Origin of the sequence: Exiguobacterium sp. 17-1, assembly GCF_023096305.1 — a bacterium.
Classification (GTDB): domain Bacteria; phylum Bacillota; class Bacilli; order Exiguobacteriales; family Exiguobacteriaceae; genus Exiguobacterium_A; species Exiguobacterium_A sibiricum_A.
Map to the genome: position 1 here is coordinate 102,938 of NZ_JALIGJ010000002.1, position 18,821 is coordinate 121,758.

General features: G+C 48.2%; 26 protein-coding genes. 10 read left to right on the forward strand and 16 right to left on the reverse strand.

Going from position 1 to position 18,821, the window contains the following annotated elements:
* Positions 1-28: 28 nt before the first annotated feature.
* From MUN34_RS06035 to MUN34_RS06045, 3 genes are all read right to left on the reverse strand, one after another.
* The gene (locus tag MUN34_RS06035; protein WP_247857118.1) at positions 29-742 is read right to left on the reverse strand and encodes a nucleotidyltransferase domain-containing protein; all 714 of its coding nucleotides are present in this window, start codon (positions 740-742) and stop codon (positions 29-31) included.
* Positions 735-1,217 carry a hypothetical protein gene (locus MUN34_RS06040; RefSeq protein ID WP_026828284.1) on the reverse strand — a complete coding sequence of 161 codons (483 nt, stop codon included), beginning with the start codon at positions 1,215-1,217 and terminating at the stop codon, positions 735-737. Before MUN34_RS06040 ends, MUN34_RS06035 begins: the two co-directional genes overlap by 8 nt.
* 147 nt (positions 1,218-1,364) lie before the next feature.
* Positions 1,365-1,769, reverse strand: a complete 405-nt coding sequence (locus MUN34_RS06045) for a hypothetical protein (protein ID WP_026828285.1) — start codon at positions 1,767-1,769, stop codon at positions 1,365-1,367.
* A gap of 143 nt (positions 1,770-1,912) precedes the next feature.
* Here MUN34_RS06045 and MUN34_RS06050 point away from each other — a divergent pair, with 143 nt between their 5' ends.
* Positions 1,913-2,296, forward strand: a complete 384-nt coding sequence (locus MUN34_RS06050; protein ID WP_026828286.1) for a hypothetical protein — start codon at positions 1,913-1,915, stop codon at positions 2,294-2,296.
* On the opposite strand, the gene MUN34_RS06055 is transcribed toward MUN34_RS06050, so the two are convergent.
* The 7 genes from MUN34_RS06055 to MUN34_RS06085 all read right to left on the reverse strand — a co-directional run bounded on the left by MUN34_RS06055 (position 2,293) and on the right by MUN34_RS06085 (position 7,786).
* Positions 2,293-3,630 (reverse strand): MATE family efflux transporter, encoded by a 1,338-nt coding sequence (locus MUN34_RS06055; protein ID WP_247857119.1) that lies wholly within the window; start codon positions 3,628-3,630, stop codon positions 2,293-2,295. The two genes, MUN34_RS06050 and MUN34_RS06055, sit on opposite strands and share 4 nt — an antisense overlap.
* Before the next feature lie 166 nt (positions 3,631-3,796).
* A complete protein-coding gene (locus MUN34_RS06060) occupies positions 3,797-4,705 on the reverse strand; it encodes a methyl-accepting chemotaxis protein (RefSeq protein WP_247857120.1) in 909 nt (302 codons plus the stop codon).
* A 183-nt stretch (positions 4,706-4,888) separates the two neighbouring features.
* Entirely contained in the window at positions 4,889-5,647 is a 759-nt protein-coding gene (locus MUN34_RS06065; protein ID WP_247857121.1) for an SDR family oxidoreductase, read from the reverse strand.
* Between the two features lie 155 nt (positions 5,648-5,802).
* A complete protein-coding gene (locus tag MUN34_RS06070; protein ID WP_026828290.1) occupies positions 5,803-6,243 on the reverse strand; it encodes an Asp23/Gls24 family envelope stress response protein in 441 nt (146 codons plus the stop codon).
* A gap of 47 nt (positions 6,244-6,290) precedes the next feature.
* Positions 6,291-6,497 (reverse strand): DUF2273 domain-containing protein, encoded by a 207-nt coding sequence (locus tag MUN34_RS06075; protein ID WP_114595755.1) that lies wholly within the window; start codon positions 6,495-6,497, stop codon positions 6,291-6,293.
* A 15-nt stretch (positions 6,498-6,512) separates the two neighbouring features.
* Positions 6,513-7,055 carry an alkaline shock response membrane anchor protein AmaP gene (gene amaP, locus MUN34_RS06080; RefSeq protein WP_012370438.1) on the reverse strand — a complete coding sequence of 181 codons (543 nt, stop codon included), beginning with the start codon at positions 7,053-7,055 and terminating at the stop codon, positions 6,513-6,515.
* Between the two features lie 290 nt (positions 7,056-7,345).
* Positions 7,346-7,786 carry a hypothetical protein gene (locus tag MUN34_RS06085; protein WP_247857122.1) on the reverse strand — a complete coding sequence of 147 codons (441 nt, stop codon included), beginning with the start codon at positions 7,784-7,786 and terminating at the stop codon, positions 7,346-7,348.
* Positions 7,787-7,892: 106 nt separating this feature from the next.
* Here MUN34_RS06085 and MUN34_RS06090 point away from each other — a divergent pair, with 106 nt between their 5' ends.
* Positions 7,893-8,621: an SDR family oxidoreductase gene (locus MUN34_RS06090; RefSeq protein ID WP_247857123.1), complete on the forward strand. Its 729-nt coding sequence runs from the start codon at positions 7,893-7,895 to the stop codon at positions 8,619-8,621.
* A 36-nt stretch (positions 8,622-8,657) separates the two neighbouring features.
* Here MUN34_RS06090 and MUN34_RS06095 read toward each other — a convergent pair whose 3' ends face one another.
* The 4 genes from MUN34_RS06095 to MUN34_RS06110 form a co-directional block, all read right to left on the reverse strand.
* Positions 8,658-9,647 carry an LLM class flavin-dependent oxidoreductase gene (locus MUN34_RS06095; RefSeq protein ID WP_247857124.1) on the reverse strand — a complete coding sequence of 330 codons (990 nt, stop codon included), beginning with the start codon at positions 9,645-9,647 and terminating at the stop codon, positions 8,658-8,660.
* A 62-nt stretch (positions 9,648-9,709) separates the two neighbouring features.
* A complete protein-coding gene (locus MUN34_RS06100; protein WP_247857125.1) occupies positions 9,710-10,402 on the reverse strand; it encodes an ABC transporter ATP-binding protein in 693 nt (230 codons plus the stop codon).
* A gap of 95 nt (positions 10,403-10,497) precedes the next feature.
* Positions 10,498-10,896, reverse strand: coding sequence for a hypothetical protein (locus MUN34_RS06105; RefSeq protein WP_247857126.1), 399 nt, complete (start codon positions 10,894-10,896; stop codon positions 10,498-10,500).
* Between the two features lie 55 nt (positions 10,897-10,951).
* Positions 10,952-11,368, reverse strand: coding sequence for an Rrf2 family transcriptional regulator (locus MUN34_RS06110; protein WP_247857127.1), 417 nt, complete (start codon positions 11,366-11,368; stop codon positions 10,952-10,954).
* A 128-nt stretch (positions 11,369-11,496) separates the two neighbouring features.
* Between MUN34_RS06110 and MUN34_RS06115 the strand changes: the two genes are divergently transcribed.
* The 3 genes from MUN34_RS06115 to MUN34_RS06125 all read left to right on the forward strand — a co-directional run bounded on the left by MUN34_RS06115 (position 11,497) and on the right by MUN34_RS06125 (position 13,465).
* On the forward strand, positions 11,497-12,123 hold the full coding sequence (locus MUN34_RS06115) for an NAD(P)-dependent oxidoreductase (RefSeq protein WP_247857128.1): 627 nt from the start codon (positions 11,497-11,499) through the stop codon (positions 12,121-12,123).
* Positions 12,124-12,366: 243 nt separating this feature from the next.
* Positions 12,367-12,909, forward strand: coding sequence for a recombinase family protein (locus tag MUN34_RS06120; RefSeq protein WP_247857129.1), 543 nt, complete (start codon positions 12,367-12,369; stop codon positions 12,907-12,909).
* 22 nt (positions 12,910-12,931) lie between these two features.
* On the forward strand, positions 12,932-13,465 hold the full coding sequence (locus tag MUN34_RS06125; RefSeq protein ID WP_247857130.1) for a DUF4256 domain-containing protein: 534 nt from the start codon (positions 12,932-12,934) through the stop codon (positions 13,463-13,465).
* A 49-nt stretch (positions 13,466-13,514) separates the two neighbouring features.
* On the opposite strand, the gene MUN34_RS06130 is transcribed toward MUN34_RS06125, so the two are convergent.
* Entirely contained in the window at positions 13,515-14,039 is a 525-nt protein-coding gene (locus MUN34_RS06130) for a transcriptional regulator (RefSeq protein ID WP_247857131.1), read from the reverse strand.
* A gap of 163 nt (positions 14,040-14,202) precedes the next feature.
* Here MUN34_RS06130 and MUN34_RS06135 point away from each other — a divergent pair, with 163 nt between their 5' ends.
* From MUN34_RS06135 to MUN34_RS06150, 4 genes are all read left to right on the forward strand, one after another.
* On the forward strand, positions 14,203-14,445 hold the full coding sequence (locus MUN34_RS06135) for a PLDc N-terminal domain-containing protein (protein ID WP_012370427.1): 243 nt from the start codon (positions 14,203-14,205) through the stop codon (positions 14,443-14,445).
* On the forward strand, positions 14,429-15,319 hold the full coding sequence (locus MUN34_RS06140; protein ID WP_247857132.1) for an ABC transporter ATP-binding protein: 891 nt from the start codon (positions 14,429-14,431) through the stop codon (positions 15,317-15,319). Before MUN34_RS06135 ends, MUN34_RS06140 begins: the two co-directional genes overlap by 17 nt.
* On the forward strand, positions 15,316-16,080 hold the full coding sequence (locus MUN34_RS06145) for an ABC transporter permease (protein ID WP_247857133.1): 765 nt from the start codon (positions 15,316-15,318) through the stop codon (positions 16,078-16,080). Before MUN34_RS06140 ends, MUN34_RS06145 begins: the two co-directional genes overlap by 4 nt.
* A 225-nt stretch (positions 16,081-16,305) precedes the next feature.
* Positions 16,306-17,199, forward strand: coding sequence for a sensor domain-containing diguanylate cyclase (locus tag MUN34_RS06150; protein ID WP_247857134.1), 894 nt, complete (start codon positions 16,306-16,308; stop codon positions 17,197-17,199).
* An 11-nt stretch (positions 17,200-17,210) separates the two neighbouring features.
* Here MUN34_RS06150 and MUN34_RS06155 read toward each other — a convergent pair whose 3' ends face one another.
* Entirely contained in the window at positions 17,211-18,110 is a 900-nt protein-coding gene (locus tag MUN34_RS06155) for an alpha/beta fold hydrolase (protein ID WP_247857135.1), read from the reverse strand.
* A gap of 147 nt (positions 18,111-18,257) precedes the next feature.
* Between MUN34_RS06155 and MUN34_RS06160 the strand changes: the two genes are divergently transcribed.
* The gene (locus MUN34_RS06160) at positions 18,258-18,818 is read left to right on the forward strand and encodes an HAD family hydrolase (RefSeq protein ID WP_247857136.1); all 561 of its coding nucleotides are present in this window, start codon (positions 18,258-18,260) and stop codon (positions 18,816-18,818) included.
* Positions 18,819-18,821: the final 3 nt, after the last annotated feature.

Here is an 18,821-nt window from a genome sequence, read left to right on the forward strand (position 1 = left end):
TGGATCGTTTCATGATGCTCGCCCCCTTTCACTTTCCGAGTGAAAAGCCGTCAAAATAACGACCGCCGCGTTCATCGAGCCACTGTTCCAGCAAGTCGATGACGGCTTGTTTTTCATCCAATCGGAAGTAGGCTTCAAAGGCCTCCACCAATTGACCGGCCTCGACCGGCTCGATGGCTTCAAGACTGCGGATCAGCCATTTTCCCTGCCCTGTCCAGTGACCGGACGTCCGCAAACGGAAATCCGTTGCCTGCTCGAGCAAGCGGGTAGCGATTCCGAGTCCTTCCGACCGCTCCGTCACACCGATGAAATCATCAAGCAGATCAGTCAAAAAGTAACGCGCGCGGTCCGTTTCGGCAGGCGACAGCACCGGTGGACCGGTGAGCAACTCTGATTCCGCCTGCTCTTTCAAAGGTTTGAGCAGGTCATGATCGCGCAGGACGAGTCCCTCTGCGACCATCCGTTGCATCGACGGACGTCCCCGTTCCCGGTCCTGCCGGAAAAACGTCCGGATGGTCGTACTCGAATGGATGAATGCTTCGACCGGATAATCATCAAAGGTAAACGATTCCCGGTATGAAGCCTTGATGGATTCCCGAAATAGAATTAGATCAAGATCCGATGTCGCGGTCGCCTGCCCCCGGACGAAGCTTCCGGCAAGTAACGCAGCGTCACAATCCGGATAGTGGCTCTCGACGATCAAACGGGCAGTCCGCTTGGCACACGACAATGGATCATTCATGTGACTGGTTCTGTAACATCGTATTGTCGGAAGCAAAAACAGCCAGTTCATCGCCCGGTACAGCGACAATCGACACAAGACCTTTATCCGGTAACGCCATATCGATGGCCCATGATTCGTAATACGTATCCGATCCGTTGATGACAAGCGTTTTTCCTGAACTGAACGTAATGAACAGATGCGGAGCAGCTTTTCCGATGCGGACGGCAATGATTCGTTCTGTATGTAACGTCACAATCAAGTGAAGCATCTCTTCTTTCGGCATATGGCGGACGACCCAGTCCTTCGATGATTCGACATCCCCGTAATACAACCGGTCCGTCTCGATCCGGATCGAGATATCGGGAATCGTGGCATCGTAGAGATTGATCAGTTCGATGCTGATGAAGCCTGTCAGGTGAATCGTCGAGATTTGAGTACCAGTCAAATAAGTAGAAACGAGTTTACGGGCAATTTGATGATCTTCTTTATTCATAATTCCACCTCTTCACAAAATAGTTGACGGTGATGTCAATCGTGTTGTCCTTTTTCTTTCCTATAAATTTACCACATATTAGCAGAGGACGGGAGAGCGAACAAAAAAACAGATGACCGTCCGGTGAACGTCATCTGTCTTACAAGGTCAATTCGCTTTTTTCAGGATGTTCAGCAACCACTTCTGCAAGTCTTTTCCGCCTTCATAAAACGAACAGTCGCGGAGTTCGATTGTGTGTCCGCCCGCTTGGATCAATTCGTTGAATGTGTTTCCGAGGTCACGGTTTTCCCACTGTCGTTCATCGTTCAAATACTTGAAACCGAAGTTGCATTCGACGTTAAAGATAATATGGAACGGTTCCTTAAACGATTGGACGGCGCGGATCATCTCGAGGAGAATCATCCGTTTCGGCGTTGATTTTTTAAACGTATCGATGACGGTCGTCCGGCGCCCGTGAAATTCGACGACACGGACGGCACGTCCTTCATCGGCTTTGAAATCATAACTCGTCCGGATGGAGACGATGATTTCGCGTTGATCAGTTTGTTGCATATTCTACCACTGCCTTTCTCTCGCTTGAGTATACCATCACCCGCGGCTTGTCTTGAAGGGTTATTTTACAATCCGTCCCGAGAACGATTGAATCCTCCCATTATTTGTCTTATAATGAAAAATATGCTGAAAGGAGCTTGGTTGTGAACCCGTTATTTTCCATTATCTTAACTGTTTGCTTACTTTTCACAGGGTGTTACTGTACGCTCGACGAGCAGACGGACGGCCCCCATTTCAAGTCTCGTGCGCGGACGATTTCGAAGTATCACACGTTTGATATCGAATTTTCGAAAGGACTGCGTCCGGATCAAGTCTCGGACCGTACGGTTACGATCACGGACTCGACCGGTGAACGGATGCAGACGGAGCTTGAAGTCATTGACGGCAAAGAACTCCGGATCAAGCCGCCCCGCTCGGGTTATCAAAAAGGACGCCGTTATATCATACATATCCGGGATTCGATTGATGCACGAAAACAAGTTAAAAGTAATACTATAAAAGAACGGACCTTCACTGTTGATCGTTAAACAGGAAGATCCGTTTTTTTGTCCGGACGTTCAAATGTCAGGTTCATCCGGCGCTCCGCCAGATGAAGTGACAGCGATCGTGTCAAACCGAAACCGATGAACGCGAGCCAGACCCCGTGATTGCCGATCCAGTAAATCGACAGCAGTAACAGTCCGAACACGAGAAAAGCCTCGATCATCGAGTTCCGGACCGGTTTTGCCCGGGCCAGTCCCGAAAAGACACCTTCGTACAGCATCGCAAATCCGCCGGTCAACGGAAAGACGAGGATCCACCCGTAATACAGGGCAGAGACGTCGAGCAGGAGCGGATCGGTTGAAAACAGTTGCAGGAAGGCATCCTGGAAAACAGCTAACAGTCCGATGATCAATACGATGGAAGCAATCCCGAATTGCCGTGTCAACGAAAGACTTTTCCGGTAACCGGCTTCATCGCTCCGCCCTCGCGCCCGTCCGACGAGAATCGTCGAAGCACTGCCGAGTCCTCCGAACCAGTAGGCAATCACATACTGGATCTGCAACAAGATGGCATTGGCTGCCAGAACATCCGGTCCGAATTGTGCACCTGTCCGGGTAAACCAGCCGGTCACGAGCAACAGAAAAATGGTCCGGACGAATAAATCGGCATTGACGGTAAAAAACTGCCGATACGCCTGGACACGGAATAAGAGATCGCGATAGGCCGGTTTCCAGGCGAGCTGCCGGACCATGATCAGGAATCCGAAAGCGACGATACTGATTTCAGCGACGAGCGTTGCAATTGCGACACCGGCTACACCGTATCCAAGGCCGAGGACAAAGATGACATCGAGGACGATATTGATGAGGTTGCTGAATATTTGAATCAATAGAGCACGTTTCACTTGTCCCTGCCCGATCAGCCAGCCGAGAACCGCATATCCGATCAGGACGAACGGTGCCCCGTAAATCCGGTAATCGATGTACGTCGTGACATCCGGCAACAAGGTTTCGGGTGCTGCCAGTAAGTAAAGCCCCCCCGCCGTCAACGGAACACGTAAAAGAATCAGAACGAGTCCGATCATGAAGCCGAGTAAGACAGGACGGTATAAAGCAAAGTGCAACGCCGTTTCATCATGATGGACGCTGGCTTGGGCGCTGAAACCAGTCGTACTGACTTTTAAAAATCCGAACAGCCAGTAAATCGTGTTAAAGAAAACAGCGCCAATCGCAATCGCACCGATGGCGACCGCATCCCCGGTTTGTCCGATCGTAATCGTATCAGTGACGCCAAGCAGCGGCGTCAAAATACTCGACAGAATCAGCGGATAAGCAAGCAGGCCGTACTGTTTTGCTGTAACAGTCGTCGGGACTGACATGACCAGCCCTCCTTTTTTGAGTTGCCAGGCTACTGTCGATTTCATCAAACATCTGCTTATTATAATGTATTTTGGACTGTTTGACGTAAAAAGACCTTCTTCCGGATGACTCTTGTCAGAATCACACGAAAGAAGGTGGAAATGAGTAATTAAAAAAATATAGGCTTCATAACACCTGCACAAATTCTTTTGCCTGTTGCTCCAATTGCTTGGCAGAATCCGCCAAGAGATCAAATTCGCGGACCGTCTGTTCGAGCTGTCCGCTGCTCGTTTTAACTTTTAACGAGATGTGTTCGATACTCGTTGAGACTTCCTCAATCCGTTTAACGATTCCTTCGATATTCTCTTTGATTTCACCAATCGATTGGGAGACTTTATTGGAAAGATTGCGGACTTCTGTCGCGACGACGTTGAACCCACGACCGTGTTCGCCGGCGCGCGCCGCTTCGATCGCTGCATTGAGAGCCAACAGATTCGTCTGGGCAGCGATGTCACGGATCGTCTTGACGATATCCGTGATTGAATCGGTCTGCGCCTGGAGTTGGACGAGATTCGCAAGGTTTGTTGTCGATTCCGCTTCGATTTGTTGAACGGTCGCGAGCACGTTCAGTCCGTCTTGTCGTCCGCTTTCGGATTTCACGGTTAAAAAGGCCGATGTGGCATTCAATTCATCCGCCATCCGCAAGACGTCCTGTTGCCGAACCGTGATATCGGTCGCGATTTTCGAGACACCGACGACACGGCGGCCATCTTCTGAGAAAATCGGCATATACGTCGCTTCGAGCCATTTTTGCTGTCCATTCGCCGCCCGCCGTTCGATTTTGTCCTGATAGGTGATGCCTTGCATCAACTTTCGCCAAAACAGTTCATAAGCCGGACTGTCCGCGTACCCCGAAAAACAAAGATCCCGATGATACTTCCCGATCAGCTCGTCGACCTCATACCCCATCGTCCGGGCAAACAACTCATTGACGTAAGCGACCTTACGTCGGTCATCAAATCGGATAATCGCCAGGTTCTGTTCAATTGCCCGGATGACCTGGGTATCCGTCACACGTGTCGTCTGTTCCTGCATCGATCGATCCACTCCTCTCTCAATCTCCACTCGATGATCATTAAAATGGTTATCTTGTATTATTATCCCTTATATCGACTAATCCCTTCCAAACTGGTCTTTCATTCAGAAAATAATTCATGCGTATGTATCCATTCAGCTAAAAAGAGGCTCCCTGAAGGAAGGGAACCTCAGAAAATATCTTTAATAAGCACTCCATCCGCCATCCGCTACGACGATCGCTCCGTTGACGAAGCTGCTGTCTTCCGACGCAAGGAACAGGGCCAGCTTGGCAATTTCTTCTGGTTGGGCGGTTCGTGGATTTAGTCCCATCCCGAGCATCGTCCGTCCCATGCCGAACTCGTTGATGTTCGTCATCGACTGGCCGATGTTCGTCTCGACTGCGCCGGGGGCAATGCCGTTGCACCGGATCCCCTCCTTGGCATACAGATAGGCGGTATTTTTCGTCAAGCCGACGACGGCGTGTTTTGAAGCAGTGTAGGCGGCTCCGGCCCGGGCACCGTTCAATCCGCCAATCGAGATGTTATTAAGGATGACGCCGTGCCCTTGCTGCTGAAAAATCGGAACGGTCAACCGCATCAATCGCATGACGGCTGTCGTGTTAATGGAGAAAACGCGTTCCCAGCGTTCATCCGAGATATCCGCGACACCTTCCATCCCGTCCATGATGCCGGCATTATTGACAAGGACATCCAGCTTACCGTACGTCGTGATGGTTTGATCAATCAATTGCTGAACGGCTGTTTCCTCTGCCACATTCGTTTCCACTGCGAGTGCTGTTCCTCCGTTTTCGGTGATTGTCTGCACGACTTGTCTCGCCGCGTCGCCTTGAATGTCCGAAACGACGACATGTGCCCCTTCTGCCGCAAACAACTCGGCCATCGCTTTCCCCATGCCGGAGGCGGCTCCCGTGACGATGATGACTTTTTCCGATAAGCGCATAATTCCTCATCCTTTCCGATTGGATTTAGCCTTTCCTTGTTCTTTTCCCTTTTTTTGTTCGGACAGTCGCTTGGCTTGATGGCAATTCGGTAAACGTTTTTTTGAAAAACATAAAAAAACGGGAACCCCCTGATGAGAGTTCCCGGACGCTTCGATTATTTTAATTCGCGGCTTGTTTTTTCTTCCGCCTGTTCGTTTTTGCTTTTCGCATCGAACTCGGCTCGCGTCATAACGTCTTCAACATGCATGTTGACTTCGACGACTTCAAGTCCGGTCATATCTCCGATTGCTTTTTTGATTTTGGCGACCGTTTCCTGGAAGATGGACGGGATATTTTTGCCGTATTCGACGATGACACGGAGATCAAGCGCCACTTGGCGTTCACCGACTTCTGCGCCGACACCTTTTGTGATGTCTTCCGTGCTGCGGAGACGATCCGTCAAACCGCTCATGAATCCACCACTCATCGATAAGATGCCTTGGACTTCGTTTGAAGCAATCCCGGCGATTTTTTTGATGACCTGATCTTCGAATGTTAATTTATTCGAGCGTACCTCTTCAGTTTGTCCAGTTGTGTTTAATGATTCGTTTGCCATTTGAAATCTCTCCTTTTAAATGTAGTATGAAATGATTTATATATGAATCAATCCCGGTTAAAGAACTGAATCCATCCTTCAATATCAAGTGCTCCGTCCCGCCACTTCCCAATCAGAAAGCCGATCGCGGTAAAGACGAGCAACAGCATCGTGGGTCCGAAACCGATTGTCAGGAATAGAACCGCGATCACGAGTCCAACGAGACCGCCAATTAATCGGAACCGGTACGGATACAACTGTTCTTTCGTACTCATGTTCAATTCCTCCCTTTAGACGACACGTTCAGACGTTTTGGTTTTCGTATCGCTGATTTTGACTTTTGTACTCGTCACCGGCAATTCAAGCAAGGACTCGACGGCGTGTTTGGCACGCTCTTGGATGTCTTTGCCGATCGTCGGTAACCCTTCTTGTCCGAAGACCGAGCAGTCAACCGTTAAGGCGACCGTTTCTTTTTTCGAATGGATATCTGCATGGACGCTTGGCGTCCGGACTCCATTGATACCACGAATCGACTCAAGCGCCGTCCGTTCGATGGTTTCTTTCGAAATCGTGATGTTGCCATCTCCTGTCCGGATCAACAACCGTTGACCTTTCGAGCGGCTGAGTAATCCCGTGAATAAGAGAATAACGAATACGAAAGCTAAAAAACCACCAATTGAGAGCACCGTGTAGCTGTACCATTGTTGATCCTGCCATTGTTCGAGCAGCGGACTGAGTCGCGGTACGTCATAGACGCCGAGGACCAGTAAGCCGACGCTGACTAACCCGAGCAGACCGATGAGAACGAGTAAAAAACGATTGAACCCATTCATCTTCATCTCTCCTTTAGATAACATTGTAAGATTCTTTCACATAAGACTTTCGCTAGCTGAAATATTATGTGTATGGTGTGTTTATTCCCGTTCACTAGACCTTAAAACATTTAAAGACACTTTTAATTAAAGTTCCATTATTCTGATTATTCAAAGGTGGATTTAATGAAAACCAGTGTTTTACTTACTATATTTCATAAAAAAAGTCCCTTTCGTCGAAAAATCAAGGAAGGAACTTTCATATTCTATGAAAAAACAGGATTTACCATATGGTTCTTGCATTGTCAATATCATTTTACCCGGATGGAAAATGCGACGTTTCCGTCCCCTTGCTTCCACCACGCATAAACATGATAGATATAAAGCCCTTTCTTGTTTGGTGCGGTTAACTGTTCGTTCTTCAGTTGAACGGTTTTATTTGTTCCGTCCTTCCACCACTGTTCTGTCTTAGTGCGTTGAGGGGGCGGACCGTCGTTGAAAGCAACTTCAATGATCGTACCCGGTTTGACGACAGTCGGTGTTTGTTTTTCCGTCATCTCGAGCGGTGTCGAATAAACGGTATCGGCACATTGACTGATCAAGAGACCATTCCAACAATAGGATCCGCTCGTCACGTCGATCTTCGTCCCGGTGATGGAAACATCCGGTTCAGGCGGTGCACCGCGAAACGGTTCGAGATATAACATGAATCCGACTACTAATAAGAGAACGAGCCAAAATCCTTTTCGCATCCTTTTTATCCTTTCTGCTTCGAACTGTTCGTCCGAGGTTTGCTTATGCTGAAAAAAGGTTAATACTTCTAGGGTTGAGTTAAAAAATATGTAGGAGGTTTTTTGAATGATCGAAAACAAAGTCGTCATCATTACAGGAGCATCAAGTGGCATCGGGGAAGCCACTGCCAAGTTACTGGCTAAACAAGGTGCGCAACTAGTTCTCGCAGCACGCCGGGAAGATCGTCTGAAAACTTTGCAAAAAGAAATTGAAGAACTCGGCGGCAAAGCCGTCTATCAAGTAACGGACGTCACGGACGCATCGCAAGTCGATGCGCTCGCGAAACTCGCACAAGACACGTTCGGTTCGGTCGACGTCCTCGTCAACAACGCCGGTTTGATGCCGTTGTCAAAACTGAACAAAAATAAACAGGATGAATGGAACACGATGGTCGACGTCAACATCAAAGGCGTTCTCTATGGCATCGGTGCCGTTCTGCCGTATATGCGCGAGCAGAAACGTGGACACATCATCAACATCTCGTCTGTCGCAGGACATGACGTCATGCCATCAAGTGCCGTCTATAGCGGGACGAAGTTTGCCGTCCGAGCGATTACGGAAGGTTTACGCAAAGAAGAATCGGTTGAGAATAACATCCGTGCGACAATCATTTCACCGGGAGCGGTCGATACCGAGCTGAAAGATCACATCACGGATGAAGAGATCAAACAAGGCATCGGCAACTTAAAAGCGATGGATGCCGATGCGATTGCCCGTGCCATTGCCTACGCCGTCAATGAACCGGATGATGTCGCGGTCAACGAAATTTTAATCCGCCCGACAGCACAGCAATAATTCAAAACGAACACCGCCCAAGCAGGCGGTGTTTTTTTAATGGAGTAATCGTTCCGCAATCAGCTGATAGGACCGGAGCCGTTTGTCCTGATTAAATGCGTTGTTGATCAACAGGAACTGATCAGTCTGATACCGGTCGGACAAGTCCTGCAGTTCTTTAGCGACGGTCTCGGGTGTTCCGACGATCGACCGCCGGCGGTCGTTTTGAATACGCCGTTGCTGTTCTTCGTTCCACTGTTTCGTTTCAGTCGTCGCAAACGACGGCACGATCGAATGGCCAAGCCGGATTCCTTGAATCCAGGCGTCCTGCGTTCGTGCCAATGCTTCCGCTTCTTCCATCGTTTCGGCACAGATGACGAAAACACAGACGATGACGTTCGGTGTCCGTCCGTCGACCGGAACGAATGCGTCCCGGTAAGTCCGTAACGTTTCTTCCCACTTGTCGGGATTAATGAAGTGACCAAACACAAGTCCGTGTCCGCGTTCAGCAGCGAGTATCGCACTGCGTGGCGACAGTCCGAGCACGGATAACGGGATCCGTTCCTCGACACGCGGCGTCGTCTTGACGATCCGGTACGGATGACGCGACGACAAGGAATCTGTCAAAAAACCTTCAACCTCGTCGAGTAACCGCGGAAATTCAGCAGCGGCATTCTCGGAACCGTCCGTCAAGGCGCGCCGGGTCCGTTCGCTGCCACCCGGTGAATTGCCGATTCCGAGTTCAATCCGGTTCGGATAAAACGCAGCCAGTGTCGAAAACGTCTCGGCGATTTTTAACGGACGGTACTGAGGTAATAACACCCCGCCGGAACCAAGTTTGATTCGGGAGGTTGCGTCCCCCATCCGGCCAATGAACAATTCCGGTGCGGCACTGAGTAGCCCGTTCGTATTGTGATGTTCGGCAAACCAGTACCGGTCATAGCCGAGACGTTCCGCCTCGACGACCAATCGTTTTGTCGCTTCCATCGTTTGTACAATCGTATCCCCTTCGTGAAGCGGGACTTGATCCAAGATTCCTAAACGCATACACTCGCCTCCTCTACACATTCAGTGTACGCGGTCAATGCGGTGAATTCAAAAAGAAGGTGTCAGGCGCGGACGAGCCGGCGGTCTTCGATGATCAGTCCGTCGCGCATCTCGATTTTCCGGTTCGCCCGTTCGGCGAGAGCCGGATCATGGGTGACGAACAGGACACCGCACCCCTTTTCTTCATTGAGGGAGCGCAACAGGTTAAAGATGATTTCACCCGTTTCCGTATCCAAATTGCCGGTCGGTTCATCTGCGAGTAACCACTTCGGTTCATGGACGAGCGCCCGGGCGACGGCGACCCGTTGTTGTTGTCCGCCTGACAGTTGCGACGGCAGCGATCCGGATTTATCCGTCAGTCCGACCTTTTCGAGTAACGACAATGCCCGCTCTTTTTTGTCATACGTCACTTTCCGCCCGAATAACGGTGCCATGACGTTTTCGAGTGCTGTCAGTGTCGGAATCAAGTGGAACTGTTGAAAAATGAACCCGACGTTCTCGAAGCGGAAATCGGACAGTTCTTTGCTCTTGAGCTGATGAATTGCTTGATCCCCGTATGACAAGGTACCGCTTGTCGGACGGTCGAGTGTCCCGATTAAGCTCAGTAACGTTGATTTTCCTGACCCGGATGGTCCGATAATCGAGATGAAATCACCTGCATCGAGCGTGAGATTGATATCCGATAACGCATGGGTCTCGATCCCGTCACCGGTAAAGGATTTTCCAATTTGTTGACAGATGAATGTATCTTGCATGAACATTCTCCTCCTCTTTATGTAGCTGTCTACCTGTTTCTCCTTTTTATTGGGAATTCCTGCAAAAAAAGACCTTCTTTTTCAGAAGGTCAGCGTCAGGAAGACATCGAAGGGCGATTCGTCGACGGTTTTTTAAAGTAGAGCCATTCATACGGAACGATATAAAACAGACAGGCAAGCGTCGCAAATCGGACGATAGCACTTAAATTTTGGCGTGACTCGACGAAGGTCTCCTGACCAAAATAATCATAAAAACCGATGAATAACAGGATCGCAAAAACTCCGGCTGTCAGATAAACCAGCAAACGTAACGACAACGGATGTCGCCTTGTGATGAAGAGCATCGGCAGACCAATCGCAAACGTAAACAAAGTCGTCGCAAAGGTACCAAACTGGTATAAAAATTCATTTTCGACATTTGTTAAGAAGGCATACGCAGTGAACAATAAAAAGGATCCAATCGCACTGACGGCTGAATAACTGACCAGACGCATGATGACATTTCTCCTTTCAAAAGTGAAGGCGTTTTCAAAAAAAGACAGACGACCATCATCTTGCCGTCGCAAGACGATGGATGATATCAGATAAGGTTTCCGCTTCCAGTTCTGCCTCGAGTGCCTGTTGTGCACGCACAAAGGTCTCGTCGAGCGTCGATTGGATATTCCGACCGACCGGACAAGCCGGGTTGGGTTGTTCATGCATCGAAAATAACGTCTCTTTTGGTTCGACGGCACGGTAAATCATCAATAACGTAATGCCAGCCGGATCTTTCGTCAACGTTGCCCCCGTTTTCCCGGCGACGGTTTGCAACAGCCCGGCTTGTCGTAACAATCCGGTCAAACGGCGAATGACGACCGGATTCGTATTGACACTTCCAGCGATGTATTCGGAAGATAAGGCTTGATCCGGGTGGGTGGCGATTAACGCCAGTATATGAACAGAAACCGCTAAACGACTATTAATCATTTGTTTCACCACCAATGCTTTCAGTTTAATGAGCTCGACGTTTAATGTCAATTGGCTTGACAATCGCAATTTCTGTAACTAAACTAATTACATGTAAGAGGTACATACTATCCAAGGAGGCGTTATTGATGAAGATTGCGATTATTGGAGCCAGTGGAAAAGCAGGTCGGGTTATTTTAGAGGAACTTGCACAGCGGGGGCATGCCTTGACGGCCATCGTCCGTGATGCAACCCGCACGACACATGATACCGTACTCGAAAAGAATGCATTTGAACTGACGACGGAAGAATTGACGGATTTTGACGTCGTCATCAATGCGTTTGGAGCATCACCGGGAAACGAACATCAGCATGTCGATTTAGGTCGGCATTTGATTGATCAATTACGCGGTACTCCGACCCGTCTGATCATCGTCGGCGGTGCGGGCAGCCTGTATGTCGACGAGGAACAGACACTCCGTCTTGCCGATACGCCGGATTTCCCGTCCGCTTACCTGCCGACGGCGAAAAACCAGGCGAAGAATCTCGAGGATCTACAACAGACCGTCGATCTACACTGGACGTTCATCAGTCCGGCCGCCTTTTTTGATCCGGAAGGACCACGGACCAGAAAGTATCAATTGGCGAAAGATGTCCTGACCGTCAATGCCGCGGGTGACAGTTACATCAGTTACGCCGACTATGCCGTTGCGTTAGCTGATGAAGTCGAGCATCACCGCCACGATAAAGAACGGATTTCTGTAGTATCCGTCTGATTTGATGTATCTGCGACGTTCCCGTCCGACGGGAACGTCTTTTTTGTATATCCGATCCGCGAATGAATCGCCGGGAACCCCCCTTCCTTTCTTCCAATCTGCTTTTCCCTTATACTTGAAGGTGACTCAGTGAAAAGAACTCGATCAATCTTGCATCCGCGTCACTCCAATCGTTCATGAAAAATGGGACGACGTATTTTTTTTCATGGCAACAGGCAATATGATTCGAGCGAGGAGAACATTATGAGAATTGGCTATATGCGACCATTTTTTGAAGATCCGACTTGTGAAAAGCAGGTTGAGGTACTGAAGACATATGAAACGGATGAAATCAAAACAGAGGAACACGGGGCCTCGAAACGCCGGTATGTGCTCGATCAACTGTTAGAAGATATAAGACCGGGCGACATCATTCTCGTCTCTCATTTGTATGTGTTGGCGGATTCAACGCGTCATTTGATCGACGTGTTAAATAGCCTGGATACCAAGCAGGCCTATCTCTTATCCATCCGGGAAAACATCGATACTCGGCAGGCGCTCGACCAATCATTCCGCGAAATCGTCCAACACCTCGTCGCCCTGCAAAGCGACGTCGTCAGCATGGCAACCAGGGAAGGCTTGTCCAAAGCAAAGGAACTCGGCAAGCAGACAGGACGTCCGCGAAAGCCGGATGAAAACGTCAAACGGGCGATTGACATGTATCAAAGCAAGCAGTACAGTCTGGCCGATATCCGGGAACAAACCGGAATCAGCAAAAGTACCCTTTACCGTTATTTAGAAAAATAACAGGCAGAAAGGCGGAAGAAACATGGACAAGGAGACGTTACAGGAAAACCTGCGCCAACGCTGGCTTGATCATCCGGATCGGCATCCGGGTATCCAATGGGATGAAATCGTGACGCGGATATCGGCGGAAATTCTCGAAGCGCTTGACTGGATGGAACAAACCGGCGGTGAACCGGATATCCTGTTGCTACCGGACGGTCAGTTGCTTCTCGTCGATTGTGCACCGGAAAGTCCGGCCGATCGCCGCAGTTTGTGTTATGACAATCTTGCGCTCGAAAAGCGCAAGAAAAATAAACCTGCCGGCAGTGCCGTCGCCACCGCGACCGAACACGGCGTCCGGTTACTGACGGAAGAGCACTACCGTCATTTGCAGACGGTCGGGGAATTTGATGTCAAGACGTCGAGCTGGATCGAGACACCGGAAGCAATCCGGACGCAAGGCGGTGCTTTGTTTTGCGACCGACGCTACGGTCATGTTTTTCTCTATCACAACGGTGCCGATTCCTATTACGCCAATCGCGGATTTCGAACGTACCTCATGCTAGGAACGATTTAAAAAATGGTCCTCAAGCTCTTTGGCTTGAGGACCATTTTTTGATTTTCCGTCAAGGGATGATGACTAAGGACACAGTTCTTTTCGTCTCCGCCTCTTCGTGATGTGCGGATAAGCCGTGATACTTTTCCAGTAAGGCGGCGAGCTCGGATTCAAACGTCCGGAATGTTTCATCGGGTAAATTGAGTTTTACAAGAGAGAATGTCGCCTGATCAGGGCTGTCGGTTAAAGAAAGCGTCTCCTGATAGTTCTTATAATTTTGCAAAATATACATAAAATAAAGCGAGACGAAATTGACTTTTTCGTCGTAAGTTGCGGAAGCCCAGTCTTCCTCTTTAATCTTATATCCGGAAGTGTTCAAGGCATAAATTTTTTCCTCAACTTTTCCTGCACGCTGGACGCCGATAACTTTCAACAAAGAATCTTGAAGCATCGCATTCACATGACGGTACAGCGTAGCTTGGGGAACGTCATCGAGCCGTTTATTCAGCTGCATGATGGACATTCCCTCATCACGATCAATTAATTCCAGTGCGATTTTGAACCGGACCTGATTCTTAAACAAATCTAAATTCATTTCATTGCTCCCTTTCCTGGCACATTAAATGGGACGTATTTCAAACAATACACGTTCCGCTACATGAACATACCATATGTTCAGTGCAATTTTTATTAAAAGTAAAAACAGGTTGACTTATTAATTATCATTATCGATAATGATAATAGAAAGGAGTGCTTGTATGAATACAGAGATAACGCCTTTACTTGAGATTGACTGGCTGCAATGGCTTCCCCTCCTCATCCCGATTTTCTCCTTACATGTATTGCTGATTGGAATCACCCTTTTTGACTGGTCGAACCGAAAAAAACAGATTGCTTTGCCGTATGTCTGGTTATTTGTCATTTTAAGTATGCAACTGATCGGTCCGATTCTGTACCTGATCGTCGGAAGGAGGAGCATCCGTCATGATTACCATTCATAATCTCCACAAAACGCTGAATAAACGAAAAATTCTCGACGGGATTGATTTTTCGATTCAGGAAAACGAATGTATCGGCTTGCTTGGCCCCAATGGAGCAGGTAAAACAACGCTGATCAAATGTCTGATCGGGATTCTTTCATATGAGACAGGCGAGATTTCATTTCAGGATCAGCCGATTGAACGTTACAAAAAACAGATCGGTTACTTATCGCAATACACGGATTTTAAACCCTGGATGACGTGCCGGGAGTCTTTGCTCTTTTTCGGCAAATTATCTGGCATAAAAAAAGAGCTGCTGCAGAAGCGTATTTCAGAAACATTAAAAGAAGTCGGCCTTCAGGACAAACAAGATGTTCCGGTCGAACAGTTATCGGGCGGAATGAAACAACGCCTCGGAATTGCGCAAGCCATTCTGCATGAGCCGCAATTTTTAATTTTAGACGAACCTGTCGCCTCCCTCGATCCAATCGGGCGAAATGAAATCCGGAAACTGATCGGCCGTTTGAAGCAACGGATGACGATTCTGTTGTCAACGCACATACTGCATGACATTCGGGAGATTTGTGACCGTTATATCATCATGAAAAACGGTCGGATCATCAAACACCTTTACCGGGAGGATCAAACGATTGATCTTCAACAGGTACGCCTTCAGTTCAGGACTGCTGTATCAGTAGATCAGGTCCTAAACTGTTTCCCATCCGTCACCGTAGAAAAACGATCCCCTGTCGCCTTTCTCATCACCGGAACATATGCGTTCGATCTCAAACACGTCTTAACCGTCTGCACTTTAAAACAGCTGGACGTGATATCCGTCGGTTTCCATGAAGTGGAACTGGAAGACACATTCCTCGAACTGGCGGCGGATGTATGAGTCAGTTCAAAGCACTTGTAAGGATAGAATTGACAGAAGCGGCAAAGGAATATAAATACGTCTGGTTGACGATTTTTTTTGTTCTACTCGGTTTGACTCAACCGTTGATTAATCTGTACATGGACCTCATTCTGCAACAGATGGGCGGTTCGATCGGAGTCATTCTCGACCCGGACAAACCAGCTCCGACTGCAAACGAAGTATTTTTATCGACCATTTCCGGTCAATTTAATCAGATCGGACTGATTATCTTACTGATCAGCTTCATGGGGCTGATTGCAACGGACCGTCAAAAAGGAATGCAGGATTTTATTCTGACGCGCCCGGTCTCGATACACTGTTATGTCTCGGCCAAACTGATAGCCCATTGGTTCATCAGCATGTTCAGTCTTGGATTCGGAATTCTGACATCCTACGGCTGTACCGTGTATTTGTTCGACTCGTTCCCGATGACAAAATTGATTTCCTTTTCCATTCTCTACAGTCTGTGGATTCTTTATCTGATCAGTCTGGTCATCGTCATCAGTATGTATGTAAGACATCAGGTCCTGATTGCGATTTCTGCCATTGGAATCAGCTTTCTCCTCCTGATCCTCAAGAACCTTGACCCTGTGTTTTCTGATTGGTTACCCTCGTCGATCTTAAACGTTGCGGAACATCAATTGGTCGGATCATCTGCTATGTCTTATGCAAGTATCTTTTCGTGTTTGTTGCTCACTTTTTTGAATCTGATGTGGGCCGGTAAAAAACTGAAGAACTAACGGTCTTCTATTTCCGCTATTAAGATTACGACAACACGGCACCTGCCAAAGCGGGTGCCGTGTTTAGGATGTTCGGAACTCTTGGGAATTAAAATGGGATTTTATGTATATGTAAAACAGTTTCTTTGCTATACTTTAGTGTGTCTGATTTTACAAATCATTCCATCTTCATATTAAGGAATAACTACATAAGGCAGGTGAAACCGTGTGCTGTGGGTCGGAATCATGATTGGGATTGTATGTACACTGCTCGGACGCTTAATGTTTCAAAAAATGAAACCGTCGTCTTCCGTCCAGCCGACAATCGCGTCATTCGGAAAACATTCGAAGGATATCATGTACATTTTTGAAGTGAAACCAGTCTATCGCTTTCGTTATATCAGTCCTTCTCTCGATGAACATATCGGTGTTGGAACGGTTGAAGCGAGTTATGCCGATCCGTCCGATTGTTTCGACCGGATTCATCCGGATGATCTCGAGATTTTAATGTCGAAAATCTCGGGTAACTGCAACTACGATGAACCGTTCCTGCAACGCTGGCGGACGAATGACGGTACATATATTTGGTTTGAAGAATATACGACTCCGATTTATGAGAACAGCGAAATCGTTGCCGTTCAAGGTGTGATCCGGAACATGAATGCAGCGAAGGCCAAACAGCAGGAACTCGAGCAACTGTGTCAACGCGATACGTTGACCGGTCTCTACAATCGCCATGCATTCGACTGCTTGATCGAAGAGATGATATCCTCTGAAGCTATTCCGCTGGGTCTCCTCACGCTGGATCTGAATGATTTAAAACGGGTCAATGACCGGTTTGGTCATATCGCAGGTGATGCGTTGCTCCAACAGACGGCCCTTTGCTTAAGCCGTTTCAGCCAAGAGGCGTTCCGTCTCGGGGGAGATGAATTCGTCATCGTCTGCCAGGGGTACACGGAACAGCAGTGTCTCCATTTGCTGGAACAATTACGGAGCGAGTTCCTCAAACATGACCTGTCGATTGCCGTTGGGTTTGCGTATGATGAAGCAACAACCGATGTAGTGACCGTGTTTCAAAAAGCGGATCAAGCGATGTACAGCGAGAAGCAGCGGACTAAATCACTGGTTGGACTGAACTAAGATGCTCCGCTTCATTGCGACACGTCCTTTACTGGAGTTTGGTCGAGCTGTCGGATTGCCGCGATGACAAGTTCCGGCCGGTCGAGGTGAACGGCATGACCTGCTCCTTCAGCAAATCGAATCGTTGCCGTTTTTGTCAGGTTTGCCTGTCGTAATATGAGTTGATGCCACCTCTCTTCCAGCTGACGCACTTCCGTTTCCGGTAATCCGTCCTGCAGTCCTTCGGCAATGGCTTGCCTCTGGTCCCGTCCGATGACAATTAGCGGCAAGTCGGGAAACGTGTTTCGTTTTATCCGTTGCGCATCCACTTTCCAGTGTGTGACTTCCTCCGCCATCATCGCATATAGTGCCGGTTCGGTTTGGAAGTTGAGCAGTGCTGACTGAATCATCTGTGGTAATCGTTGTTGTGCCGGCGTCAGTACCGGTTGAACCAAATGACGTAATTGATCCTTCGTTTGTGTTGCGTAATGCCGGCATCGTTCAATCCAGGTGGCATCAGATGACATGGTATCAAGCACCGGTGTATCAAGAGTATCCAGTTCGTGTAAGTCAACCGACGTCGAATCTGCCAATAGCAGCCCTTTTAACTGATCGGGATGACGAATCGCAAACTCTTGCGCAATCAGTCCCCCGTAGGAATGGCCGACCAGGAGAATCGGTTCGTCTACGTTGCAATGGGTCAACAGTGTTTGCAGTTGTTGAACAGCGTGATTGGTCCGGTGAACCCCTTCCCCTTCCCTCCATGAATGCCGGTGGAAGCTGAGCACCCGGTTGGTTGTTTGAAGTGTTTGGACAATTTCATACCACTCATGATAGGAACAGCCCATTCCGGTCAAAATCACGATGGGTGTTCCGGCTGTTTGTGTATCCAGATACTGTACTGGGTTAAATGAAGATGTTTTTGTTTGCATGTGACTCTCCTTGTGCAATTATTTTAACGAATATAGATATAGTGATGTTCTGTACAGATGTAAGATATCCTGTTCGATTATTGTAATTGATTTTAAAATAATATTACGGTAATTGAAATATATAGAATGAATAGGAGTTGTCATTTCATGACCCTCTCCGCTGTTTTATTTGATCTCGACGGGACGTTACTTGATCGTACGACTTCTTTGCAGCTCTTTTTGAAATCTCAACATGCTCGTCTGATTGCGCCCGTTTCAACTTGTCCACTTGACGCTTATCAAACCCTCTTTCTGACCTTTGATCAAAACGGTCTCGTCTGGAAGGATGTCGTTTATCAAAAACTAATCACCCACTTTCAGTTTGAAGGTGTCACTGCTACTGAGTTGTTACAAGATTATCTCTCGTCGTTTGCCTCAAGCAGTGTCTTGTTTCCTCAAACGCTCGACCTTTTGCAACGTCTATCACAAACATATCGCCTTGGGCTCATAACGAACGGTCGGAGTGACTTGCAACGATCGGTCATCGCCCACCATCAATTGCAGACATTTTTTGATCCGATCTTGATTTCGGAAGAAGTTGGTCTTGCGAAACCCGATCCGGCTTTGTTCCTCCGTCCCGTACAAGATTGGGGACTCACAACGGAACAGGTCCTGTTTATCGGGGATCATCCACTGCACGAATCAAAGGAGCAGAATCGGTTGGCATGACGG